This window comes from Salipiger sp. PrR002, assembly GCF_010500775.1.
Lineage (GTDB): Bacteria > Pseudomonadota > Alphaproteobacteria > Rhodobacterales > Rhodobacteraceae > Salipiger.
In genome coordinates, this window is the sequence record NZ_JAAGOU010000030.1 from 1 (window position 1) to 20365 (window position 20365).

General features: G+C 67.0%; 22 protein-coding genes, 1 other RNA gene and 1 pseudogene. 9 read left to right on the forward strand and 15 right to left on the reverse strand.

The window, feature by feature from the left end; translation table 11 throughout:
- Positions 1-262: pseudogene (locus G0A00_RS20955) on the reverse strand (signal recognition particle-docking protein FtsY); the annotation flags it as partial.
- Positions 263-360: 98 nt separating this feature from the next.
- Between G0A00_RS20955 and G0A00_RS20960 the strand changes: the two are divergent.
- Complete coding sequence (locus tag G0A00_RS20960; protein ID WP_164184357.1) at positions 361-1260, forward strand: lytic transglycosylase domain-containing protein; 900 nt, start codon at positions 361-363, stop codon at positions 1258-1260.
- A gap of 191 nt (positions 1261-1451) precedes the next feature.
- Positions 1452-1844 (forward strand): hypothetical protein, encoded by a 393-nt coding sequence (locus tag G0A00_RS20965; RefSeq protein ID WP_164184358.1) that lies wholly within the window; start codon positions 1452-1454, stop codon positions 1842-1844.
- A 96-nt stretch (positions 1845-1940) separates the two neighbouring features.
- Here the strand turns inward: G0A00_RS20965 and purD are convergent, their stop codons facing one another.
- Positions 1941-3203 carry a phosphoribosylamine--glycine ligase gene (purD, locus tag G0A00_RS20970; RefSeq protein WP_164184359.1) on the reverse strand — a complete coding sequence of 421 codons (1263 nt, stop codon included), beginning with the start codon at positions 3201-3203 and terminating at the stop codon, positions 1941-1943.
- Positions 3204-3390: 187 nt separating this feature from the next.
- On the opposite strand from purD, the gene G0A00_RS20975 reads away from it, so the two are divergent.
- The 3 genes from G0A00_RS20975 (at position 3391) to G0A00_RS20985 (ending at position 5872) form a co-directional block, all read left to right on the forward strand.
- Entirely contained in the window at positions 3391-4080 is a 690-nt protein-coding gene (locus G0A00_RS20975; protein WP_164184360.1) for a DUF6639 family protein, read from the forward strand.
- An 82-nt stretch (positions 4081-4162) separates the two neighbouring features.
- Positions 4163-5677, forward strand: a complete 1515-nt coding sequence (xseA, locus tag G0A00_RS20980) for an exodeoxyribonuclease VII large subunit (protein ID WP_164184361.1) — start codon at positions 4163-4165, stop codon at positions 5675-5677.
- A gap of 45 nt (positions 5678-5722) precedes the next feature.
- Positions 5723-5872, forward strand: a complete 150-nt coding sequence (locus G0A00_RS20985; RefSeq protein ID WP_164214276.1) for a hypothetical protein — start codon at positions 5723-5725, stop codon at positions 5870-5872.
- A gap of 22 nt (positions 5873-5894) precedes the next feature.
- On the opposite strand, the gene G0A00_RS20990 is transcribed toward G0A00_RS20985, so the two are convergent.
- Together G0A00_RS20990 and mgtE are read right to left on the reverse strand one after the other, a co-directional pair.
- Positions 5895-6470 (reverse strand): 5-formyltetrahydrofolate cyclo-ligase, encoded by a 576-nt coding sequence (locus G0A00_RS20990; RefSeq protein WP_164184363.1) that lies wholly within the window; start codon positions 6468-6470, stop codon positions 5895-5897.
- Positions 6467-7861: a magnesium transporter gene (gene mgtE, locus G0A00_RS20995; protein WP_164184364.1), complete on the reverse strand. Its 1395-nt coding sequence runs from the start codon at positions 7859-7861 to the stop codon at positions 6467-6469. Before mgtE ends, G0A00_RS20990 begins: the two co-directional genes overlap by 4 nt.
- Positions 7862-7984: 123 nt before the next feature.
- Here mgtE and guaD point away from each other — a divergent pair, with 123 nt between their 5' ends.
- Positions 7985-9274 (forward strand): guanine deaminase, encoded by a 1290-nt coding sequence (gene guaD, locus G0A00_RS21000; protein ID WP_164184365.1) that lies wholly within the window; start codon positions 7985-7987, stop codon positions 9272-9274.
- Positions 9275-9341: 67 nt separating this feature from the next.
- Here guaD and G0A00_RS21005 read toward each other — a convergent pair whose 3' ends face one another.
- The 5 genes from G0A00_RS21005 to G0A00_RS21025 form a co-directional block, all read right to left on the reverse strand.
- Entirely contained in the window at positions 9342-9971 is a 630-nt protein-coding gene (locus G0A00_RS21005) for a CAP domain-containing protein (protein WP_164184366.1), read from the reverse strand.
- A gap of 117 nt (positions 9972-10088) precedes the next feature.
- Positions 10089-10568 carry a CAP domain-containing protein gene (locus G0A00_RS21010; RefSeq protein WP_164184367.1) on the reverse strand — a complete coding sequence of 160 codons (480 nt, stop codon included), beginning with the start codon at positions 10566-10568 and terminating at the stop codon, positions 10089-10091.
- A gap of 81 nt (positions 10569-10649) precedes the next feature.
- On the reverse strand, positions 10650-11990 hold the full coding sequence (locus G0A00_RS21015) for an 8-oxoguanine deaminase (RefSeq protein WP_066105154.1): 1341 nt from the start codon (positions 11988-11990) through the stop codon (positions 10650-10652).
- Between the two features lie 137 nt (positions 11991-12127).
- Positions 12128-12988 carry a histidinol-phosphatase gene (gene hisN / locus G0A00_RS21020; protein ID WP_164184368.1) on the reverse strand — a complete coding sequence of 287 codons (861 nt, stop codon included), beginning with the start codon at positions 12986-12988 and terminating at the stop codon, positions 12128-12130.
- A gap of 57 nt (positions 12989-13045) precedes the next feature.
- A complete protein-coding gene (locus G0A00_RS21025) occupies positions 13046-13426 on the reverse strand; it encodes a helix-turn-helix domain-containing protein (protein ID WP_164184369.1) in 381 nt (126 codons plus the stop codon).
- A 286-nt stretch (positions 13427-13712) separates the two neighbouring features.
- On the opposite strand from G0A00_RS21025, the gene G0A00_RS21030 reads away from it, so the two are divergent.
- Positions 13713-14678: an NADPH:quinone oxidoreductase family protein gene (locus tag G0A00_RS21030; protein ID WP_164184370.1), complete on the forward strand. Its 966-nt coding sequence runs from the start codon at positions 13713-13715 to the stop codon at positions 14676-14678.
- Positions 14679-14689: 11 nt separating this feature from the next.
- On the opposite strand, the gene G0A00_RS21035 is transcribed toward G0A00_RS21030, so the two are convergent.
- On the reverse strand, positions 14690-15562 hold the full coding sequence (locus tag G0A00_RS21035; protein ID WP_164184371.1) for a LysR family transcriptional regulator: 873 nt from the start codon (positions 15560-15562) through the stop codon (positions 14690-14692).
- 126 nt (positions 15563-15688) lie between these two features.
- On the opposite strand from G0A00_RS21035, the gene G0A00_RS21040 reads away from it, so the two are divergent.
- Both G0A00_RS21040 and G0A00_RS21045 read left to right on the forward strand, forming a co-directional pair.
- Positions 15689-15928, forward strand: a complete 240-nt coding sequence (locus G0A00_RS21040; protein ID WP_164184372.1) for a DUF1127 domain-containing protein — start codon at positions 15689-15691, stop codon at positions 15926-15928.
- A 258-nt stretch (positions 15929-16186) separates the two neighbouring features.
- A complete protein-coding gene (locus G0A00_RS21045; protein WP_164184373.1) occupies positions 16187-16930 on the forward strand; it encodes a Bax inhibitor-1/YccA family protein in 744 nt (247 codons plus the stop codon).
- An 81-nt stretch (positions 16931-17011) separates the two neighbouring features.
- Here G0A00_RS21045 and G0A00_RS21050 read toward each other — a convergent pair whose 3' ends face one another.
- The 5 genes from G0A00_RS21050 to rnpB form a co-directional block, all read right to left on the reverse strand.
- Entirely contained in the window at positions 17012-17683 is a 672-nt protein-coding gene (locus G0A00_RS21050) for an aminotransferase class IV (RefSeq protein WP_164184374.1), read from the reverse strand.
- A complete protein-coding gene (locus tag G0A00_RS21055) occupies positions 17644-18768 on the reverse strand; it encodes an aminodeoxychorismate synthase component I (RefSeq protein ID WP_164184375.1) in 1125 nt (374 codons plus the stop codon). The genes G0A00_RS21050 and G0A00_RS21055 overlap by 40 nt, the downstream gene beginning before the upstream one ends.
- A 154-nt stretch (positions 18769-18922) precedes the next feature.
- A complete protein-coding gene (locus G0A00_RS21060) occupies positions 18923-19270 on the reverse strand; it encodes a hypothetical protein (protein WP_203595465.1) in 348 nt (115 codons plus the stop codon).
- Positions 19271-19611: 341 nt separating this feature from the next.
- On the reverse strand, positions 19612-19779 hold the full coding sequence (rpmG, locus tag G0A00_RS21065; RefSeq protein WP_005630270.1) for a 50S ribosomal protein L33: 168 nt from the start codon (positions 19777-19779) through the stop codon (positions 19612-19614).
- Between the two features lie 155 nt (positions 19780-19934).
- Positions 19935-20337, reverse strand: an RNA gene (rnpB, locus tag G0A00_RS21070) — RNase P RNA component class A.
- Between the last annotated feature and the right edge of the window lie 28 nt (positions 20338-20365).

Below are 20365 nucleotides of genomic sequence, written 5' to 3' on the forward strand. Positions count from 1 at the left end.
CGGGCGCGGGCGGCACTTCCTGCGGTGCGGGCGGGGTCTCCGGCGCGGGCGCGGGCGGCGTCTCGGGCACCGGCGGCGGCACATCCGGGCCCGGCGACGGCGGGGTCGGCGCGGGCGTCTCGGGAACGACCGGCGTTTGCGGGGGTTCGGGCGTTTCGGGGGCGTCTTCCGAGCCCCCCTCTTGGACGATCGCGTCCAGCCCTTCCTCGAGTTTCGAGGAGGATTTGAAAAGCTTGTTCTTGAGCTTGCCGAAGAAGGACATGGCTGGACCTCTCGCTGCCTTTTCCTTCACCTAATACGCGCCGCGCCGGGATAAAAGTGTGAGTTGACCTTTGCCGCGCCCGCAGCGTTGATGGGGCCATGTGGCGCGCCCTGCTTCTTCTCCTGCTTTGCCTTGCCGCAGCGCCGCTGCGGGCCGAACGCGGGCAGCCCGAACCCGGCACGCTCTGCTCGGCTGGGGCCTTCGGGCCGGTGCAATGCATAAGGCCCTCGCAGACGGTCTATGACACCTGTCAGGCAATCGAGCATTTCGCCCGCCGCAATGGGCTGTCGCCGGGGTTCTTTGCACGGCTGCTTTGGCAGGAAAGCCGGTTCGACCCGCATGCGCTCAGCCCGGCGAACGCGCAGGGCATCGCGCAGTTCATCCCCTCCACCGCCAAGCTGCGCGGCCTCAAGGACCCCTACAACCCCGCCGAAGCGCTGGAATATTCGGCGCAATACCTTGGCGAGCTGGCCCGGCACTACGGCAATCAGGGGCTCGCGGCGGTGGCCTATAATGGCGGCGAGGCGCGGGCCGACGGGCTGATCGCCCGCACCGGCGGACTGGCGCTGGAGACAATCAACTATGTCGCCATCATCACCGGGCTCGCCGCCGAGACATGGCGCGACACGCCGCCCGAGGATCATGACTTCCGCCTGCAGGGCGACATGCCCTTCCAGCAGGCCTGCTTCGAGTTGGCCCGCCACCGCAAGCTGACCAAATACCCCGAGGCGAGGCCCCCGCTGCACCCATGGGGCGTGCAGATGGCCTTCGGCACCACGCAGGACCGCGCGCTGTCGCAGTTCAACCGCCGCGCCAAATCCTGCGCCGCGGCAGTGGGCGGAGAGACCCCGGAAATGATCTGGCAGAAAAGCCGCGCCAGCCCCCGCGGCGGCTATTGGATGGCCCGCCTCGGGCGCGACGGACGCGGCGAGGCGCAGCAGCTTTGCGCAAAACTGAGGCAATCGGGATGTATCTGCGCGGTTTACAAGAACCGCTAGGCCCGCAGACGGCTTGCCCTAAAGCGATCACCAACGCAAATTTTCGCCATCATAGCGGCCAACCTCTGACACATTCACAACATTCACCGCCACATCCCCGCAATCCGCCACCCGCGCGGCCTTCGGCAACGGTCAGCCGAACAGGCCGCCCGACCCTTCCCCCGGCCGCCGCGCTCTGGCAGGCTGCTCACATGATCCGTCTCGCATGCCTCCTCGCCCTGCTGGCCAGCCCGCTCGCCGCCGCCCAACCGATGACCGGCGCCGAGTTCGAAGCCTATGTCACCGGCAAAACGCTCTACTTCGGGCGCGGCGGCACCGCCTATGGGGTGGAGGAATATCTGCCGGGCAGGCAGGTGCGCTGGTCCTTTCTCGACGGTCAGTGCAAGGACGGCAGCTGGTATCAGGAGGGGCAGATGATCTGCTTCGTCTATGAGGACGCGCCCATGCCGCAATGCTGGAGCTTCTACCGAGAAGGCAGCGGGCTGCGCGCGGTGTTCGAGAACGACCCCGGCAATACGGTGCTCTACGAGGCGCAGCAGAACGACGAGCCGATGCTCTGCCTCGGCCCCGACGTCGGCGCCTGACCCCCGCCGCTTCTTCTCTTTGAAAATACGCCGGGCCAAATACGCCGGGGGTGAGCCGCGCAGCGGCGAGGGGGCAGCGCCCCCTCTTGCTTGGGTTCAGAGCGCGCGCCAGCCGATATCGCGGCGACAGAAGCCCTCGGGCCAGTCGACCGCATCCACCAGCGCATAGGCGCGGGCCTGCGCCTCTGCCAGCGTCGCGCCGCGCGCGGTGGCGTTGAGCACACGCCCGCCGGTGGCGACAATCGCGCCATCTTTCTCGGCGGTGCCCGCGTGGAACATCTGGGTAAAGCTGTCCTCGGTGAGCCCTTCGAGCCCGCCAATCACCGTGCCCTTCTTGTAGCTGCCGGGATAGCCTTCGGCGGCCATCACCACGGTCATCGCGTGGTCTTCGGCCCAGGTCACCTGCGCTTCGGCCAGACGGCCCTCAGCGCAGGCATGGATCAGGTCGAGCGCCTGCGCGCCGAGCCGCATCATCAGCACCTGACATTCGGGATCGCCGAAGCGCACGTTGTATTCCACCAGCCGCGGCTGACCGTTCTCGATCATCAGCCCGACGTAGAGCACGCCTTGATAGGGCGTGCCGCGGCGGGCCATCTCGGCCATGGTCGGCTTGACGATCTCGTCGAGCGCCTTTTGCGCCACCGCGTCGGACAGCACCGGGGCGGGGGAATAGGCCCCCATGCCGCCGGTGTTGGGGCCGGTGTCGCCTTCGCCGACGCGCTTGTGATCCTGCGCGGTGCCGATGGGCAGCACGTCGATGCCATCGACCAGCACAAAGTAAGACGCTTCCTCGCCGGTCATGAACTCTTCGATCACCACCTCGGCGCCCGCACCGCCGAAGGCGCCGCCGAACATGTCGTCGATGGCCTCTTCGGCCTGCGCGACGGTCTCGGCGATGATCACGCCCTTGCCCGCGGCCAGCCCGTCAGCCTTGACCACGATCGGCGCGCCCTCGGCCCGCACATGCGCCTTGGCGCTTTCCGCGTCGGTGAAGTGGCCATAGCCCGCGGTGGGCGCCTTGGCGGCGTCGCAGATCTCCTTGGTGAAGCTCTTTGACGCCTCGAGACGCGCAGCTGCCTGACTGGGGCCGAACACCAGCAGACCCGCGTCGCGCAGCCGGTCGGCGACGCCAGCAGCCAGCGGCGCTTCGGGGCCGATGATCACCAGATCGATGGCATTGTCGCCCGCAAACTCGGCCACCGCGCCGCCGTCCTCGATGTCGAGCGTGGCGCATTCGGCGATCTGCGCGATCCCGGCGTTGCCCGGCGCGACGATCAGCTTGTCGCACTTGGGGTTCTGCATGACCGCCCAGGCCAGGGCATGTTCGCGACCGCCGCCGCCGAGGATGAGGATATTCATGAGCACCGCTCTGCTGTTTGAGGATCGCGGCTGTCCTAGCGGCGGCAGGGAGTTCTGGCAAGACGTGAGGGCAGGCTCGCGCGATGATCCTCCTTGCGTTGATCCCCCTACGTTGATCCCCGTCACTCCGGTGGCACTCCGCAGGTGCTAGCCTGCCTCTCCATCACGGCGGTCAGAGGTGGCGATCATGCGCAGGCTGGCAAAACATCGGTGGACCATGGCGCTTGCGCTCGGGGTGTCGGCGCTGCTGCCCATCACGCTCTGGGCCGAGCCCAAGCCCTGCAAAGATGCCGGATTCCGGGTCGAGGCCGAAACTGCGGCCACGCGCGCGCTGCTCTGCGAGCTCGCCGTCGCGGCGCGAGCGCAGCTTGGCACCTGCGGGCTGAGGCAGTCCCGGCCCATCGATCTCGTCACGGTCCCCACGCTCGAGCATGAGATCGGGCGCTGCCTTGCCTCCTACGATTGCGCGCAGGAGCGCATTCGGATCATCGAGCCCGACCTCTTGCGCGCGAACCTGCTGCCGGATGATCCCTATGCCGGGCTGCCCGACGATGTGATCTTCCGCTCACTGCTGACCCATGAGCTGGCCCATGCGCTGGTCGAGCAGCACACCTCAGGGCGCAAGATCGCGCTGGTCGATCACGAATATATCGCCAATGCGCTGGAGCTGATGGCGCTGCCGCCCGAGCATCGCGCAACGCTGCTGAACGCTGCGGGGCTCACGCCGCCGGTGACCGCGGGCGTCATCGACATCCTGATCTACGGGCTGGCGCCCCGCCGCTTCGCCGCCGCCGCGTACCTCTATCTCGAAGAGCACGGCTGCGAGACCGTCGGGGCGATCCTCGACGGCAGCGCCTCCTTCGACCGTGAGCCCTAGCTTCTCGCCGAGCATCGGGCAGCGGCTTTCCCTCGGCGGCGCGGGCCGTTACTCTGCGCCCAAGACGAGCAGGACGAGCAGCATGGATCTTTTCGAGGACGACGGCCCCGCGGGCACCCCGGGGGGCGACGGCGAGGGCAATACGCCGGAATTCACCGTTTCCGAGCTTTCGGGGGCGGTCAAACGGGTGATCGAGGGCGAGTTCGGCTTCGTCCGCGTGCGCGGCGAGTTGGGGCGAATCTCGCGCCCAAGGTCTGGGCATCTCTATCTCGACCTCAAGGACGACAAATCGGTGATCTCGGGGATCGTCTGGCGCGGCGTCGCCAGCAAGCTCGACATGCAGCCCGAGGAAGGCATGGAGGTCATCGCCACCGGGCGGCTGACCACCTACCCCGGCCAGTCGCGCTATCAGATCATCATCGAAGACATGCGGCCGGCAGGCCTTGGCGCTCTGATGGCCATGCTGGAAAAGCGCAAGGCGCAACTGCAGGCCGAGGGGCTCTTTGCCCCCGAGCGCAAGCGCCCGCTGCCCTTCCTGCCCGAGATCATCGGTGTGGTGACCTCGCCCTCGGGGGCGGTGATCCGCGACATCCTGCACCGCCTGCGCGAGCGTTTCCCGCGCAAGGTGCTGATCTGGCCGGTCGCGGTGCAGGGCAAAAACTGCGCGCCCGAGGTGGCCCGCGCCATCGAGGGCTTCAACGCGCTCACCCCCGGCGGCGCGCTGCCGCGGCCCGACCTGCTGATCGTGGCGCGTGGGGGCGGCTCGGTCGAGGATCTCTGGGGGTTCAACGAAGAGATCGTGGCGCGCGCCGCCGCCGCCTCGCAGATCCCGCTGATCTCCGCCGTGGGGCATGAGACCGACACCACACTGATCGATTTCGTCTCGGACAAGCGCGCGCCGACCCCCACCGCCGCCGCCGAGATCGCCGTGCCGGTGCGGATGGACCTTCTGGCCCGTGCCGCCGAGGCGCAGCTGCGGCTGACCCGGGCGCAGACCCACCGGCTGGAGGTGCGCGGCCAGCGGCTGCGCGATCTGGCACGCGGCCTGCCACGCCCCGAGATGCTGCTCGATCAGCCGCGCCAGAGGCTCGATCTGCTGGCCGACCGGCTGCCGCAGGCGCTGATCCGCGGCGTCGACCGGCGCCGTCTGGCGCTGTCGCAGCCCGCCGGGGCGCTGCGCCCCGGGCTGCTCACGCGGATGATGGCGACACGGGCCGAGGCGCTGGGGCGCCGCGCCGACCGGCTGTCGCTCCGGCCCATTCAGCGCGAGATCGCCCTGGGGGGCGACCGGCTCAAGGCTCTGGGCAAGCGGCTCGAAGATGCCGGTGCGCGCCGGGTCGAGGAGCCGCGGGCCAAGCTCGACGGGCTCGAGCGGCTGCTGCAGACGCTGAGCTACAAAGGCACGCTTGCGCGCGGCTACGCGGTGGTGCGCGGCGAGGGCGGGCAGGTGCTGACAACCTCCGCCGCCGCCAAAGAAGCCGCCGGGCTGGAGATCGAATTTGCCGACGGTCGGATGAAGATCGGCGGCGGCGCGGCCACGCCCGCCAAGGCCAAGAAAGCGGCGCAGAAGAAACCGGAGCAGGGCAGCCTGTTCTGAGGGCGTCAGGGGGCGCTGCCCCCTCGCCCTTCGGGCTCACTCCCAGTGTATTTGGCCCGGCGTATTTTCAAAGAGAAGAAGAAGAAGAAGAAGAAGAAGAAGAAGAAGAAGAAGAAGAAGCCATCAGGGCGTGACGGTCCTGCCTTCTTCTCTTTGAAAATACGCGCGCCGCAGGCGCTCACGGCGCAGCCGTGAATTTGCAGGCGTCACTCCGCGCTCAGGCTGACCGCGGCGTGATCACCTCCATCGGGGTGACAATCATGTCGAGCGGCGCGTCGGTGGGTTCGAGCGGGATGTCCTCGGCCTCTTGTTCGGCATAGGCAAAGCCAAGCGCGAAGGTCGGGCGCGCGGCGCGCAGCAGCGCCAGCGTGCGGTCATAAAAGCCGCCGCCATAGCCCAGCCGGTGGCCCGCGCGGGTGAAGGCCAGCAGCGGCACGATGAGGATCTCGGGCGTGATAAACTCGGGATCTGCCGGGATCGCAGCGCCGAAACGGCCCTCGACCAGCGCCATCTCGGGCTCCCAGCGGGCAAAGCGCAGCGGCTGGTGCAGATCGTCGATCACCGGGATCGCCACGGGCCCATGCGCCGCCGCCTCGGCCATCGCCGGGATCGGGTCGATCTCGGAGCGGATCGGCATGTAGCCCGCCAGCGGCACGCCGCGGTAGCCCGCCAGAACCGAGCTCAGCTGCCCTGCCCCGGCGCCGCTGTCGGCGGCATGGGCGGCCTTGCGCCGCGCGCTGGCGGCGGCCCGCGCCGCGCGTTTGGCCTCGGCAAGAGAGCCTGCCGCGCTCACAACAGCACCGCCTGCGCCAGTCCGAGGAAGGCGAAGAAGCCCACCACATCGGTCACCGTGGTGACGAATGTGCCCGAGGCCAGCGCCGGGTCGATCTTGAACTTGTCGAGCACCACCGGCACCGCGATGCCCGCGAGCCCCGCCACCACGAGGTTGATCACCATCGCCGCGGCGATCACCAGCGCCAGCATGTGACTGCCGAACCAGACGTATTCCAGCAGCCCCATCACCACGGCAAAGCTCGCGCCATTGATCAGCCCGACCATCAGTTCCCGGCGGATAACCCGCCAGACGTTGGAACTGGTCAGATCGCGCGTCGCCAGCGCCCGCACCGCAACGGTCAGCGACTGGGTGCCCGCGTTGCCGCCCATGGAGGCCACGATGGGCATCAGCACCGCCAGCGCCACCAGCGCGCCGATCGTCTCTTCGAACTGCGCGATCACCAGCGAGGCCAGCACCGCGGTCAGCAGGTTCACCCCAAGCCACGGCAGGCGCTGGCGCGTGGTTTCCAGCACGCTGTCGGAGATATGGCTGTCGTCACCGACACCTGCGAGGCGCAGGATGTCTTCTTCGTGCTCTTCGTCGAGCACGGTCATCGCGTCGTCGATGGTGATGACACCCACCAGCCGCTCGTTCTCGTCGACCACCGGCGCCGAGATCAGGTGGTACTGGTTGAACATATAGGCGACCTCGGCCTCGGGGCGGGTCACCGGGATCACGTTGAAGGTCTCTTCCACCAGCGACTTCAGCAACACCTCGCGGCGCGAGGCCATCAGCTTGCCCAAGGTGACATTGCCCACCGGGCGCAGCTTCGGATCGACCAAGATGATGTGATAGAACTGCTCGGGCAGATCCTCGGTGCTGCGCAGATAGTCGATGGCCTCCCCGACGTTCCAATATTCGGGCGCCATGACCACTTCGCGCTGCATCAGGCGGCCCGCGGAATACTCCGGGTAGGTCAGCGATTTCTCGACCGCGATCCGGTCGCTGTCCTCGAGCACCTCAAGGATCGCCGCCTGCTGGTCTTCCTCGAGATCCTCGAGCAGGTCGACCACATCGTCGCTGTCCAGCTCGCGCACGGCCTCGGCCAGAACCTCCGGCTTCAGCGCGCGGATCACCTCTTCGCGGATCGACTCGTCAAGCTCCGACAGGATGTCGCCGTCGAACTCCTTGTCGTAGAGCTTGATCAGCCGCATCCGGTCGAAGGCGTTGATCTGTTCGAGAAGGTCCGCGATGTCAGCCGGGTGCAAGGGCTCCATCAACTCGACGAGCTGTTCGCGGTCGCCCACGTCCACCGCGTAGAGGATCGAAGTCACCACCTTGCGCTCGAGCGGGTTGGTGTCGTCGTCCTGGGTCTCTTCCGCCGCCGGGTTTCCGGTCTCTTCGGTCATGCCCTGCCCCATTGAATGCCGTTCGCGCAGACTCTAGGGGATTGCGGGAACGAGCAACAGAGGCGCATTGCGCTTGACCCCGGCCCTCCGCATCCTAGGGCGGCCCTATCCACGAGGATCCGCATGGCAAGCACGCTTCATCTTGGTCAAACCCTGAGCTTCTCCGCCTCGCCTTTCAGCGAAGGCCCCGCTGCGGCCCGCCATGACAGCACCGGGGCGCTGCTGGTCGAGGGCGGCGTGATTCGCGAGATCGGCAGCGCCGAGGCGCTGCGCGCGGCGCATCCGGCGGCGCAGGTGGTGGATCATGGCAAGGCGCTGATCGTGCCGGGATTTGTCGACGCCCACGCGCATTACCCGCAGACCCCGATGATCGCCAGCTGGGGCAAGCGGCTGATCGACTGGCTGAACCACTACACCTTCCCCACCGAGGCGCGCTTTGAAGACCGCGCCTATGCCGATGAGATCGCCGGGCGCTACCTCGACCTTCTGCTCGCGCATGGCACCACATCGGTCTGCTCCTATTGCACAATCCATCCCGCATCGGTCGAGGCGCTGTTCGCCGCCGCCGAGGCGCGCGGCATGCGGGTCTTCGCAGGCAAGACCTGCATGGACCGCGACACCGCCCCCGAGTTCCTGCGCGACAGCGCGCAATCGGCCTATGACGACAGCAAGGCGCTGCTGGAGCGTTGGCACGGCAAGGGCCGCGCCGAATATGTGATCACCCCGCGCTTCTCGCCCACCTCCACGCCCGAGCAGCTGCAGGCGCTCGGCGCGCTTTGGGCGGAACACCCCGAGGTGCTGATGCAGACCCATCTGTCCGAGCAGACCGACGAGATCGCCTGGGTCAAATCGCTCTACCCGCAGGCGCGCGACTACCTCGACACCTACGAGGCCTACGGGCTGCTCGGGGAGCGCGGTCTTTACGGCCACGCCATCCATCTGGAGCCGCGCGAACATGCACGACTGAAAGAGGTGAACGCGGCGCTGGTGCATTGCCCGACCTCGAACACCTTCATCGGCTCGGGGCTATTCGACATGGACGGGCTGACCAAGGCCGGGATGCGCGTCGGGCTCGCCACCGACACCGGCGGCGGCTCGTCTTTCTCCATGCTGCGCACCATGGCGGCGGCCTATGAGGTCGCGCAACTGCGCCACCGCCCGCTGCATCCGGCGGAACTGCTGTGGCTGGCGACGCAGGGCTCGGCGATCGCGCTCATGGCTGAGGACCGGATCGGCAACCTCGCGCCCGGACTGGAGGCGGATTTCACCGTGCTCGATCTGGCCTCCACCCCCGCCATCGCGCAGCGCACGGTGAGTGCCGAGGATATCTGGGAGGCGCTCTTTCCCACCATCATGATGGGCGACGACCGTGCGATCACCGCCACCTATGTGGCCGGAACGCGCGCGCTCTGAGCGCGCGCGCCATAGCTGTTACTCGTGCCAGTTACTTGCGCAGACCGATTTACTTGCGCAGTCGCGTTTACTTGCGCAGTCCCATGACCAGCGTCCAATAGCGGCCGTTCTGCGCGAGGCCAAACTCGCGCAGGTCGCTGCGCGACATGGCGGCACGGTGCGAGGGGGATTTCGCCCAAAGCTCCATGGCGCTGTCGATGCCGAGCGGGGTCATGGCGACGTTTTCGGCCACCTCGCGATAGTCATAGCCCGCGGCGCGGGTCCGGGCACCGACGCGGCTGCCGTCGCTGCCCACGTGGCTCATCTTGTTCATCCGCGCCATGTCGTCCGAATGGGCCTGCGCGGCGCGCTGCAATTGCCCGGAGCGCGAAAGCGGTGCGAGCCCCTGCGCACGGCGCCAACTGTTGAGCGCGGCTGCCGCCTCGGACCCCGAGCTTTGCACCACCTGCCCCGGCGCGCGACGCAGTTCGACGATGCTGGCCCCCTCGATCTGGCCGCCGCTGCTACCGACCGTCTGCACCGTACTGCGCTGCACCGTACTACGCTCAACCGTGCTACGCTCAACCGTGCTGCGGCTGACGGACTGCGCGGTACTGGCGGTCGGCGTGCTGCGCACGTCGACGCAGGCGCTCAGCGACAGCGCGGCGATGGTTAGGCTCAAGGCGACAGGGGTGAGGCGCATGGGGGCAAAGCGCATGGGAAACTCCGTGAAAGAACGTATCCCCACGGTAAATGGCGCGATGGCACCATTTCGGCAAGGCAGATGATTTCGGCAAGGCAGATGCGCGGCCCAAGGCGGGTCACCGCCGCCGCCTCACTTGGTGCGCGCCACCACCATCGCCCAGTAATTGCCGCTTTGGGCCAGCCCGTATTCGGTGACGTCGCGCATCAGCATGTTGGACCGGTGCGGCGGCGAGTTGGTCCAGATCTCCATCGCCCCGTCGAGCCCGCGGCGGGTGACCGCGATATTCTCGGCCCCGCGCCGCAGATCATAGCCCGTGCGCTGGATGCGGTCGCCGATCTGGCTGCCGTCGCTGCCGGTGTGGGTCATCTTCTGCATCCGCGCCATGTCGCGCGCATGGCGCCGCGCCACCTTTTGCAACACCGGAGAATAGCTCAGCGGTGCCAGCCCGTTGCGCTGGCGCAGCGCGTTCAGCTGCGCGCCCTTGGGGTTTTCAACGAATTGCGCGGGCTGGCCGCCGCTGTCCTGTTGCGGCAGCGGCACCACCACGCAGGCTGAAAGCGCGGTGCAAAGGGCAAGCGGCAGGAGGCGGGTCAAAAAGAGGCGTCTCATGTCGGGCTCCGGTCGTGTCGGATATAGGCGGCGTCGGCTCAAACGAGCGTCGGCTGAAGGATAGCCAGACCACCCAAGAGATCAGCCCAGCCCCGCCAGCGTACGCGCCATTTCTTGATGACGTGTCAACGCAGCAACAATGTCTATGGTTGCAATCTGACCGTCACGCACAACCTGCCGCCCCTCCACAAACAGGTGGCGCACCTTCTGCGGCCCCGCCAGCAGCAGCGCCGCCGGATCCCAGCTGCCCGCGCTTTCCAGCCCGGTCACATCCCACAGCGCCAGATCCGCGCGCAGTCCCACGGCCACCTGCCCGCAATCGAAGCGGCCCAGCACCTCGGCCCCGCCGCGCGTCGCCACGCGCAGCGCCTCGCGGGCGCTCATCGCGTCGGCACCGTTCTGCACCCGCTGCAGCAGCATCGCCTGCCGCGCCTCGCCGATCAGGCTGGCCATGTCGTTGCTCGCCGAGCCGTCGACGCCGAGCCCCACGTTCACCCCCGCATCCAGCATGCCGCGCACCGGCGCGATGCCGGAGCCGAGGCGGCAGTTGGAACAGGGGCAATGTGCCACGCCGGTGCGTGTCGCGGCGAACAGGTCGATCTCCTGCCCGTCGAGCTTCACGCAATGGGCGTGCCAGACATCTGGGCCGGTCCAGCCCAGGTCCTCGGCGTATTGCCCCGGACGGCAGCCGAATTTCTCCAGCGAATAGGCGACATCCTCGTCGTTCTCGGCAAGGTGGGTGTGCATCATCACCCCCTTGTCGCGGGCAAGAATGGCGCTGTCGCGCATCAGCTCGCGGCTCACCGAGAAGGGCGAACAGGGCGCAACGCCGACACGCACCATGGCACCCTCCGAGGGGTCGTGGAATGCGTCGATCACCCGGATGCAATCTTCGAGGATGGCGCCCTCGTCCTCGACCAGCGAGTCCGGCGGCAGCCCGCCGTTCGACACGCCAATGCTCATGCTGCCGCGGGTGGCGTGGAAGCGCAGACCGATGTCCTGCGCCGCGGCGATTGTGTCATCAAGCCGCGCGCCATTGGGGTAGAGATAGAGGTGATCCGAGCTCATCGTGCAGCCCGAGAGCGCCAGTTCCGCCAGCCCGACCTGCGCTGAGATATAGAACTCCTCAGGGCCGAAGCGCTCCCAGATCGGATAGAGCGTCTGCAGCCAGCCAAAGAGCAGCGCATCCTGCCCGCCCGGCACCGCCTTGGTCAGACCTTGGTAGAGATGGTGGTGGGTGTTCACCAGACCGGGCGTCACCACGCAGCCGCGCGCATCGACCACCTCGCCGGTGGTCTCCAGCCGCGGCCCGATGCCCGCGATCACCCCGTCACGCAGCAGGATATCGGCATCCGAAAGCTCGGTGCCCGCGTCATCCATGGTCAGGACGGTGCGCGCGTTGCGGATCAGGATTTCGCTCATATGGGGGCTCCTCGGGTGGTGCCCCCACCCTGCCCTTACGGGCAGCCGAAGGAAAGACCGCCCGGATTTAGGGTGTTTCGGGTTTTACCGAAGAATGCGCCAGAATGCGCCGGGGGCTCCGCCGCTCCCTGCCCGGCTCAGCCCTGCAGCAGCGCCAGCGCCGCGGCGTGGATCTCGGGATTGGCGGCGGCCAGAACCTGCCCGCCCTCATGCGCCTTGCCGCCCTGCCAGTCGGTGACCACGCCGCCCGCGGCTTCGATCACCGCGATCGGCGCCTGAACGTCATAAGCCTGCAACCCCGCCTCGATCACCAGATCGATCTGACCGGCGGCCAGCAGCGCATAGGCGTAGCAATCCATGCCATAGCGGGTCAGCCGCGCCTCGGCAGCAACCCGGCGGAAGGCCGCGCCCTCGGCCTCGGTGCCAACCTCGGGGAATGTGGTGAAAAGGATCGCCTCGGACAGCGGACGCGCCGGGCGCACGGCAAGCTGGCGCTGGCCCAGCGGCCCCGACCATTCAGCGCGGCCAAGCCCGCCTTCGAAACGCTCGCCGGTATAGGGCTGATCGATGACACCCAGAACCGGGCCGGTGGCGTCGGAGAGCGCGATCAGCACCCCCCATGTGGGCGTGCCGGACAGAAAGCCCCGGGTGCCGTCGATCGGATCGAGCACCCATGTCAGCCCGCTGTCCCCCGCCTCATGGCCGTATTCCTCGCCAAGGATCGCATCCATCGGGCGGCGCGCGGCCAACACCTCGCGCATCGCCTGCTCGGCGGCGCGGTCGGCCACGGTGACCGGATCAAAGCCTTCGGAGAGTTTGTTGTCCGCGCCAAGACCCTCGGCGCGGAAATGCGGCAGGATCGCTGCGCGCGCCGCTTCGGCCATTTCGCCAGCGGTGCGCCAGAGCTCGTCTGCCAATGCTGCGGAAATCCCCGTCTTGGAAGTGCCGGTCTTGGAATTGCCGGTCCCGGAAGTTCCCGTCTCGAACGTCTCGCTCATGGCTGCCCCCTGCTGCGCGCTCCTCGAAGGATCAGCTAGCGCAGGGAGCGCCGAGGCTCAAGCGACGTCCGAAAGAACGCGCGCCAGTTCGAACAGGCGGCGGCGCTGGTTCTCGGGGATCGCGTAATAGGAGCGGACCAGATCGAGCGCTTCTTTGTCGCCAAGAATGTCGGCGGGCATGGCCGGGGTCGCCGCGGCGGTCTCCTCGGTGTCCTGCTCGCTTTCGATACCTTCGAAGAAGAAGCTCACCGGCACTTCGAGCGCATCGGCGATGTCCCACAGGCGGGAGGCGCTGACGCGGTTCGCACCGGTCTCGTATTTTTGGATCTGCTGAAACTTGATGCCCACATGCTCTGCGAGCTGCTGCTGGGTCATCCCAACAAGCCAGCGACGGTGACGAATGCGTTTCCCGACATGAACGTCCACGGGATGAGTCATCGTGTTTTCCTTTTCACTCGCCCTGCTCAAACCCAGAGCACTAACAAAAACCAACCGCTCACAGCTGCGGCCGGAGCTACACCTTTAAGACGAACCGAAGCTACCGCGGTTCCGCTCTTCAAATCAAGGGAGTTGCGGCCCTATCGCTGAGCGCGGTTAATGGGTTGCACTTGTCGGTTGTAAATCCAAACAATGACTTAAGGTCGCTTCACGGGATTTCATAATTTTGACAAGATTTCTGGGGGCTGAGGAATTACGGGTAGTTACCTATACGAAGGGATATTTCATGCGCGCTTACCTGCAAGAGAGCCGCGGGGCGGAGCCGAATCTGCAAGAGATTCCCCGGCCAGATCCGGGCCCCGGTCAGCTGCGCCTGAAGATCGCGGCCTGCGGTCTCAACTTCGCCGATCTGCTGATGATCGAGGGCCGGTATCAGGACACGCCACCAACGCCCTTCGTGCTTGGGATGGAGGTCGCCGGAACCATTGATGCTGTAGGCCCTGATGTGACCGATTTCCAGCCCGGAGAGCGCGTCGCGGTTTTCGGCGGTCAGGGCGGTCTGGCGGAATTTGGCGTGTTCGATGCCCACCGGGCGGTGCATCTGCCGGACACCATGAGCTTCACCGAAGCGGCCGGATTTCAGATTGCTTATGGTACCAGTCACCTCGCCTTGGATCACCGCGCCCGGCTGCAGCCCGGCGAGACGCTGCTGGTGCTCGGCGCTGCGGGCGGCGTCGGGCTGACCGCCGTCGAGATCGGCAAGCTCATGGGCGCAAAGGTCATCGCCTGCGCCCGCGGCCCCGAGAAACTCGAGGTGGCGCGCCGCGCCGGGGCCGACCATCTGATCGACGCGCGCGAGGCCGACCTGCGCGCCGAGGTGAAGGCGCTTGGCGGGGCCGATGTGGTCTATGACGCGGTGGGGGGCGAGCAGTTCACCGCCGCCTTCCGCGCCTGCAACCCCGAGGCGCGCATTCTCACCATCGGCTTTGCCAGCGGTGAGGTGCCGCAGATCAAGGCCAATCACCTTCTGGTCAAGAACCTGACGGTGATGGGTCTCTACTGGGGCGGCTACCTGACGTTCCGCCCCGAGGCGCTGACCGGCTCGCTGGCGCAGCTCTTTGCATGGCACGGCGAAGGCAGACTGCATCCGCATGTGAGCCACGTCCTGCCGCTCGCGCGGGTCGCAGAGGGCCTCGATCTGCTGCGCAGCCGCAAATCCACCGGCAAGGTGGTCATCGAGATCCCCGGCTGACCGAGCGGCCCTTACTCCGCCGCCAATTCCGGACGGCGGCGCAGAGTGCAGAACTCAGACCGAAGCATCTCCTGCAGCGGCTCGATGATCTGCGGCTTGGCGCCCGAGCCGTAGAGACAGATCTTCTGCAGCCCAAGGTCGGGCAGCACCCCCTGCGGGATCATCTCGAAATGCTGCGGCGCGTGGCCTTCGAGGATCGGCGTCACCGCGAGGTCGGCAGAGACCGAAACCTCGATGGTCCGATCCATCTCGGAATCCACCGCCAATTCCCAATCCAGCCCCTCGCGCTCCATCTGCGCGATGGCGACGGGCCGGAACCCGCAGCGGCGCGAGAAAGCGATGCGCAGCGGCTTGCTGCGCCACGCGGTGCCATCGGGCGCGCCGAACCAGCGCAGCGGCACCTCCAGCAGCGCCTCGCCGCCCTCGCCCGGCTCGCTTTCGGTGGTGAGGATCACGTCGATCGCCCCCCGCGCGAACTGGTCCTTGAGATCGGCGGTGTAAGAGCTGATCAGCTGCACCCGCACCCGCGGGTAATCGCGCTGCATGCGCTTCATGATGCGCGGGATCACCGGGTAGACGATGTCATGCGGCACCCCCAGCACGATCTCGCCCTCCCAGTCCTGCCGGGTCAGCCGCGCATAGATCTCGTCGTTCATCTCCACCATGCGGCGGGCGTATTTCAGCAGTTGCTCGCCCGCGGGGGTCAGCGCCACGCCGCGCCCCGAGCGATCCAGCAGCGCCAGCCCCAGCATCTCTTCCAGCCGCTTGAGCTGCATCGAGACCGCGGATTGCGTCAGATTGAGAAAGCCCGCCGCGCGGGTCACGCCGCCAGCATCGGCCACCGCCACGAACGAGCGCAGGGTCGTCAGGTCGAGATTTCGCATACATCAGCCCTCGTGATGAATCCCTTCAGGAACATTCGTTTTACGAATTGACGTCCCGAGAGCATAACCGATCACACAGCAACATGGAAACAACGCAACACATCAAGATATGTGAAGGATAGCCTCATGCCCCGTGATATCGTCCCCTCCGCATCCCTGCCCCGCGGCCTCGCCCGTGCCCGCGTCACGCGCCGCCGCGCCACGCTGCCCGCCCGCCTTCTGAGTCTCATCGGCCTCGCGCGCCAGCGCCGCCATCTGGCCGAGCTTGACGCGCACCTGCTGCAGGACGTCGGCCTCACCCGCAGCGAGGCCGAGCGGGAAGCGGGCCGCGCCTTCTGGGACGCCCCAAGCCACTGGCGCGGCTGACCCCGGCACAGCAACCTTAACGATTTGACTTAAAACCTTACCGCACAGTGATTTGGCCCGGATTTCGGCCCGGCCCCCCGGCGGGTCGCCCTGCCCTCTCCGCCGCGCGCCGCGCGGACCTCCCGGAGAGGGCATTTTTAGTTCATAAACAGCGCTTTTTGCGCATCGCTCTTCTTGAAAACAACATCCAGACTGCCAATATCGGAGCAGAACAGTTATCTTTTGACTGCAGATTTTCAACTCGGAGGACAGGACCCGATGGCAGACTTCAACACAATCCGGACCCACGGCGCGGCCGGCGCACGCGCGGCCCAGATTGACGCGGGGCTCCGCGCGCACATGAACAAGGTCTATGCGACCATGTCCGTGGGCATGCTGCTGACCTTCGCAGTCGCCTGGGCCGTGGGCACCAGCCCCAACCTGCTCGCCGTGTTCCGCGACCCGATGACGCTGAGCCCGAACATCCTCGGCTGGATCGTCATGTTCGCCCCGCTGATCATGGTCTTTGCCTTCGGCGCGGCGCTCAACCGCCTCTCCGCCGCTGGCGCGCAGCTGTTCTTCTACGCCTTCGCGGCGGTGATGGGCCTGTCGCTGAGCTGGATCTTCGTGGCCTTCACCGGCTTCTCGATCGCCCAGGTCTTCCTGGTCACCGCGATCGCCTTCGCCGGTCTCTCGCTCTGGGGCTACACCACCAAGAAGGACATCTCCGGCTGGGGTTCGTTCCTGATCATGGGTGTGATCGGCATTCTGGTCGCCTCGATCATCAACATCTTCCTCGGCTCGCCGGCGATCTACTTCGCCATCTCGATCCTCGGTGTGCTGATCTTCGCGGGCCTCACCGCCTATGACACCCAGAACATCAAGAACACCTACCTCCAGCACGCCGCACACGGCGACAGCGAGTGGCTCGCGAAATCGGCCATCGTCGGCGCGCTGAACCTCTACATGGACTTCATCAACATGTTCATGTTCCTGCTGCAGCTGCTCGGCAACCGCGAGTAATCGCATCGCCAGCACCGGCTTACCGGCCCCGCCAGACCCCAGGGTTTGGCGGGGCTTTTCTTTGGGCAGCGCACGGGCGTCTCAGCGCGGATCCGGCAGTTCTCCGGGCAACAGCTCGGCCCCCATCAGCCCGCGCAGCGAATTGCCGATCCAGAGCCGCTTGGCCCTTTGCAGATCAGCAAGGGGCACCGTGGCCTCGGCAAAGGCCCCCTCCTCCAGAAGCTGCTCGCGCAGGACCCCCGGCAAAAGGCCGGATGAGAGCGCCGGGGTCACCCGCGCGCCGTCTTCACGCTCCAGAAAAACGTTTGTGTAAGCCCCCTCACAAAGCGCGCCCTCGGTGTTGAGGAACAGAAGCTCCGCCACGCCCTCGGGCCGCGCCTTCAGCGCCGCATCATAAAGCACCCGCGCCGTGGTCTTATGGCGCAGCAGCGCGTCCTTAGGATCGAGCCGCGCCGCGCACAGCTGCACCTTTGTCCCCGCGGGGACGGTGGCAGGCTCAAACGGGGCAGACGTGATCTCCACATCCCCCGCGCGCCCCACCGTCAGACGCAGCCGCTGCGGCGTCTCCGCGTGAAAGCTCTCTAGGGCCTCCGCCAAAGCCTCGGGGCCCACATCGAACCCCAGCGCCGCGCAACTGCGCAGGCAGCGCGCCAGATGCCGTTCGCCCCGCAGGGCGCCGCTGCCGGGCTCCCAGCGCAGCGTCTCGATCAGCCTCAGGCCGTCATCAATCCGGTCACGAAACGGGCTTTCCACAGCGCCTCCTCATATTCCGCGTCGCAGGTGCTATCGTGCACGATGCCGCCGCCAACCCCCATCAGCGCGCGCCCCGGCGCGGTGACATTCAGCGTGCGGATCGCCACGTTGAACTCCGCCCGGCCATCGGGCGCCGCCCAGCCCAGCGAGCCGCAGTAAACCCCTCGCCGCCAACGCTCCAGCGCGTGAATCGCGCGCATGGCGGCGATCTTCGGCGCGCCGGTGATCGAGCCGCACGGGAAGAGCGCCTGCATCAACCCCGGCAGCGTTGGCGCCGCGTCCAGTTCCGCCACCACGCGCGAGATCATCTGATGCACCGTGGCGTAGCGCTCGACCTTCAAAAGCTCGGGCACTTTGACCGAGCCGGGACGCGCCAGCCGTGACAGATCGTTGCGCATCAGATCGACGATCATCACATTCTCGGCGCGGTTCTTTTCATCCTGCCCCAGCGCGTCGCGCAGCGCATCATCCTCGGCAGGCGTGGCGCCCCGCGGGGCGGTGCCTTTCATCGGCGCCACCTCGATCCGGCGGTCGGCCCCGAGACGGAAGAACAGCTCGGGCGAGCGCGACAGGATCACCTCCTCGCCCAGCCGGGCAAAGCCGCCGTGGCCCACCGGCTGATAGGCGCGCAGCGCCGACCAGAGCGCCTCTGGCGTGCCCTCGAAGTTCACCTCCACCGGCATGGTCAGATTGACCTGATAGAGATCGCCCGCCGCGATCATCTCTTTCACCGCGTGAAAGCTCTCGGCATAGCGCGCGCGGCTCCAGAGCGGCGTCACCCCGGTGACGCGGGCCGGCCCCTCCTCCGCCGCCGGGCCTACTGGCCGGGGCGCATCGAAGACGCCGAAATGCAGCAAGGGCGCGCCGGGCTGCCAGAGGTCCGCCAGCGCGGGCTCCAGCGCGAAGCCCAGCTCATAGGCGGCATATCCGGCGATCCAGAACCCCGCGGCGCGGGCCTGTTCAAGCCGCGCCAGCGCCAGTTGCGCGCCCGCCGGGGTGCTGGCGGTGACAAGCTCGCGCGGGCGCTCGAACAGCACCGGCAGCCCGTCCGGGCCCGCCTCCAGCACTACGCGCTCGTCCTGCATCGCCGCTCTCCATCGCGTTCCGGCGATGCCCCTAGCAGAGCTCTCGCCCGCTGGCGAGATGCCGCAGCGGAAAAACCCGCGGGGACGCAGTCCGCCACAGACGCAAAAGGCCGTCCCCGCGGGGACGGCCCTGGCAGTCAGGCGCGTGACAGGGTCAGTTCAGCGCAAGCTCGGTCTTGGTCGGCGCGCTGGTGACGGTCACCACGCCCGCGGTGCGCTCGAAGCGGTAGGACACGCCCGAGATGCCCGGCAGGCCAAATGTGGTGCTGTCGCCATCCTCAAGCTGCATGGCAAGGCGCAGCGGCTCTGCGCCCGCGCGTTCGGTGTAGAAGGCCACGACCTCGCTGGCGGTCTCGCCTTTGGGCAGCGTGTAGACCGACATGTCGACGGTGCCTTCGCGCAGCGTGCCCCCGGCCATCGGCTCGGAGAGCGTCAGAACCTCGGCCTGTGCGAGAACGGGAAGCGCGGCGGCCAGCGTGGCCAGAAGAGCGGATTTGATCATTGCGATATCTTTCGGGTCTGGGCGCAGCGCGCCGGTCTGTCTGATCGCGAGTCGCCTCGGCATCCCGCGGGAAGATTTCTGCAGTGCAGAATTTCACGAAGACGCGAGCCGGAAAACCCGCAAGACGGAAGACCCGTTATGCAGTCAAATCAATGCGTTAGATGTATACCAAAGCCCACCAAAGCACACCGTTTGGCGCAAGCCATTCCAGCAAAACAAGAAATGGCGCCGAAAGCGCCACAACACCCCCACCCGCAGAAGGCCAAAAATATCAGAGGCTGAAACGACAAGAGCCGCGCGGGTTGCCCCGTGCGGCTCTCGTTGATCCGAAACCGGAAGGCTTACTTGATTTTGCCTTCCTTGTATTCCACGTGCTTGCGCGCAACCGGATCGTACTTACGCACGGTCATTTTTTCGGTCATCGTGCGCGCGTTCTTCTTGGTCACGTAGAAATGGCCCGTCCCGGCGGTCGAGTTCAGGCGGATCTTGATGGTGGTCGGCTTCGCCATTCTTCTTCTCCTGCAACGGGGGCGAGCGCCGCCCGTGAAATCTCTTGAAGCCCGCCTTTTACTCAGCCGCGGCCCGGAGTCAACAGCTCTTGGCCCGAGAATCTCGGACTAGGCGCATTTTCCCCAAGGTCACAGCCAAGCGGGCGCGGAAATCTTTGCGTGGAGGGCCTATAAGCCGGATTTTGTCCAGAGCGGGTTGCCCCGCCCCTGTGCGACCATTCCTCTAGGCCGCGCGTTGCCACGCGGCTCAAGCTGCCAACCCGGACCCCTCGGGCTGAAGCGGCCCTGCGGCGATATCCCCGAAGGGATCATGCCCCGCGCGGGGTCCCTATTTGGCATTGCTCCCGGTGGGGCTTGCCATGCGGGGACTGTTGCCAGCCCCCCGGTGGTCTCTTACTCCACCGTTTCACCCTTACCGCCCCGAAAGGCGGCGGTCTGTTCTCTGTGGCGCTTTCCGTCAGGTTGCCCTGCCCGGGCATTACCCGGCACCGATGCTTCAGCGAGTCCGGACTTTCCTCTCCGGCGGTTGCCCACCGCAGCGGCCGCCCGGCCCTCCACGCCCGGCGCTCATAGGCGGCGCAGCGCG

Bases quoted from the DNA above. Each gene is read 5' to 3' on its own strand.
- G0A00_RS20960 (WP_164184357.1), top strand. From the start codon at position 361: ATGTGGCGCGCCCTGCTTCTTCTCCTGCTTTGCCTTGCCGCAGCGCCG.
- G0A00_RS20965 (WP_164184358.1), top strand. From the start codon at position 1,452: ATGATCCGTCTCGCATGCCTCCTCGCCCTGCTGGCCAGCCCGCTCGCC.
- purD (WP_164184359.1), bottom strand. From the start codon at position 3,203: ATGAATATCCTCATCCTCGGCGGCGGCGGTCGCGAACATGCCCTGGCC.
- G0A00_RS20975 (WP_164184360.1), top strand. From the start codon at position 3,391: ATGCGCAGGCTGGCAAAACATCGGTGGACCATGGCGCTTGCGCTCGGG.
- xseA (WP_164184361.1), top strand. From the start codon at position 4,163: ATGGATCTTTTCGAGGACGACGGCCCCGCGGGCACCCCGGGGGGCGAC.
- mgtE (WP_164184364.1), bottom strand. From the start codon at position 7,861: ATGACCGAAGAGACCGGAAACCCGGCGGCGGAAGAGACCCAGGACGAC.
- guaD (WP_164184365.1), top strand. From the start codon at position 7,985: ATGGCAAGCACGCTTCATCTTGGTCAAACCCTGAGCTTCTCCGCCTCG.
- G0A00_RS21005 (WP_164184366.1), bottom strand. From the start codon at position 9,971: ATGCGCTTTGCCCCCATGCGCCTCACCCCTGTCGCCTTGAGCCTAACC.
- G0A00_RS21010 (WP_164184367.1), bottom strand. From the start codon at position 10,568: ATGAGACGCCTCTTTTTGACCCGCCTCCTGCCGCTTGCCCTTTGCACC.
- G0A00_RS21015 (WP_066105154.1), bottom strand. From the start codon at position 11,990: ATGAGCGAAATCCTGATCCGCAACGCGCGCACCGTCCTGACCATGGAT.
- hisN (WP_164184368.1), bottom strand. From the start codon at position 12,988: ATGAGCGAGACGTTCGAGACGGGAACTTCCGGGACCGGCAATTCCAAG.
- G0A00_RS21025 (WP_164184369.1), bottom strand. From the start codon at position 13,426: ATGACTCATCCCGTGGACGTTCATGTCGGGAAACGCATTCGTCACCGT.
- G0A00_RS21030 (WP_164184370.1), top strand. From the start codon at position 13,713: ATGCGCGCTTACCTGCAAGAGAGCCGCGGGGCGGAGCCGAATCTGCAA.
- G0A00_RS21035 (WP_164184371.1), bottom strand. From the start codon at position 15,562: ATGCGAAATCTCGACCTGACGACCCTGCGCTCGTTCGTGGCGGTGGCC.
- G0A00_RS21040 (WP_164184372.1), top strand. From the start codon at position 15,689: ATGCCCCGTGATATCGTCCCCTCCGCATCCCTGCCCCGCGGCCTCGCC.
- G0A00_RS21045 (WP_164184373.1), top strand. From the start codon at position 16,187: ATGGCAGACTTCAACACAATCCGGACCCACGGCGCGGCCGGCGCACGC.
- G0A00_RS21055 (WP_164184375.1), bottom strand. From the start codon at position 18,768: ATGCAGGACGAGCGCGTAGTGCTGGAGGCGGGCCCGGACGGGCTGCCG.
- G0A00_RS21060 (WP_203595465.1), bottom strand. From the start codon at position 19,270: ATGATCAAATCCGCTCTTCTGGCCACGCTGGCCGCCGCGCTTCCCGTT.
- rpmG (WP_005630270.1), bottom strand. From the start codon at position 19,779: ATGGCGAAGCCGACCACCATCAAGATCCGCCTGAACTCGACCGCCGGG.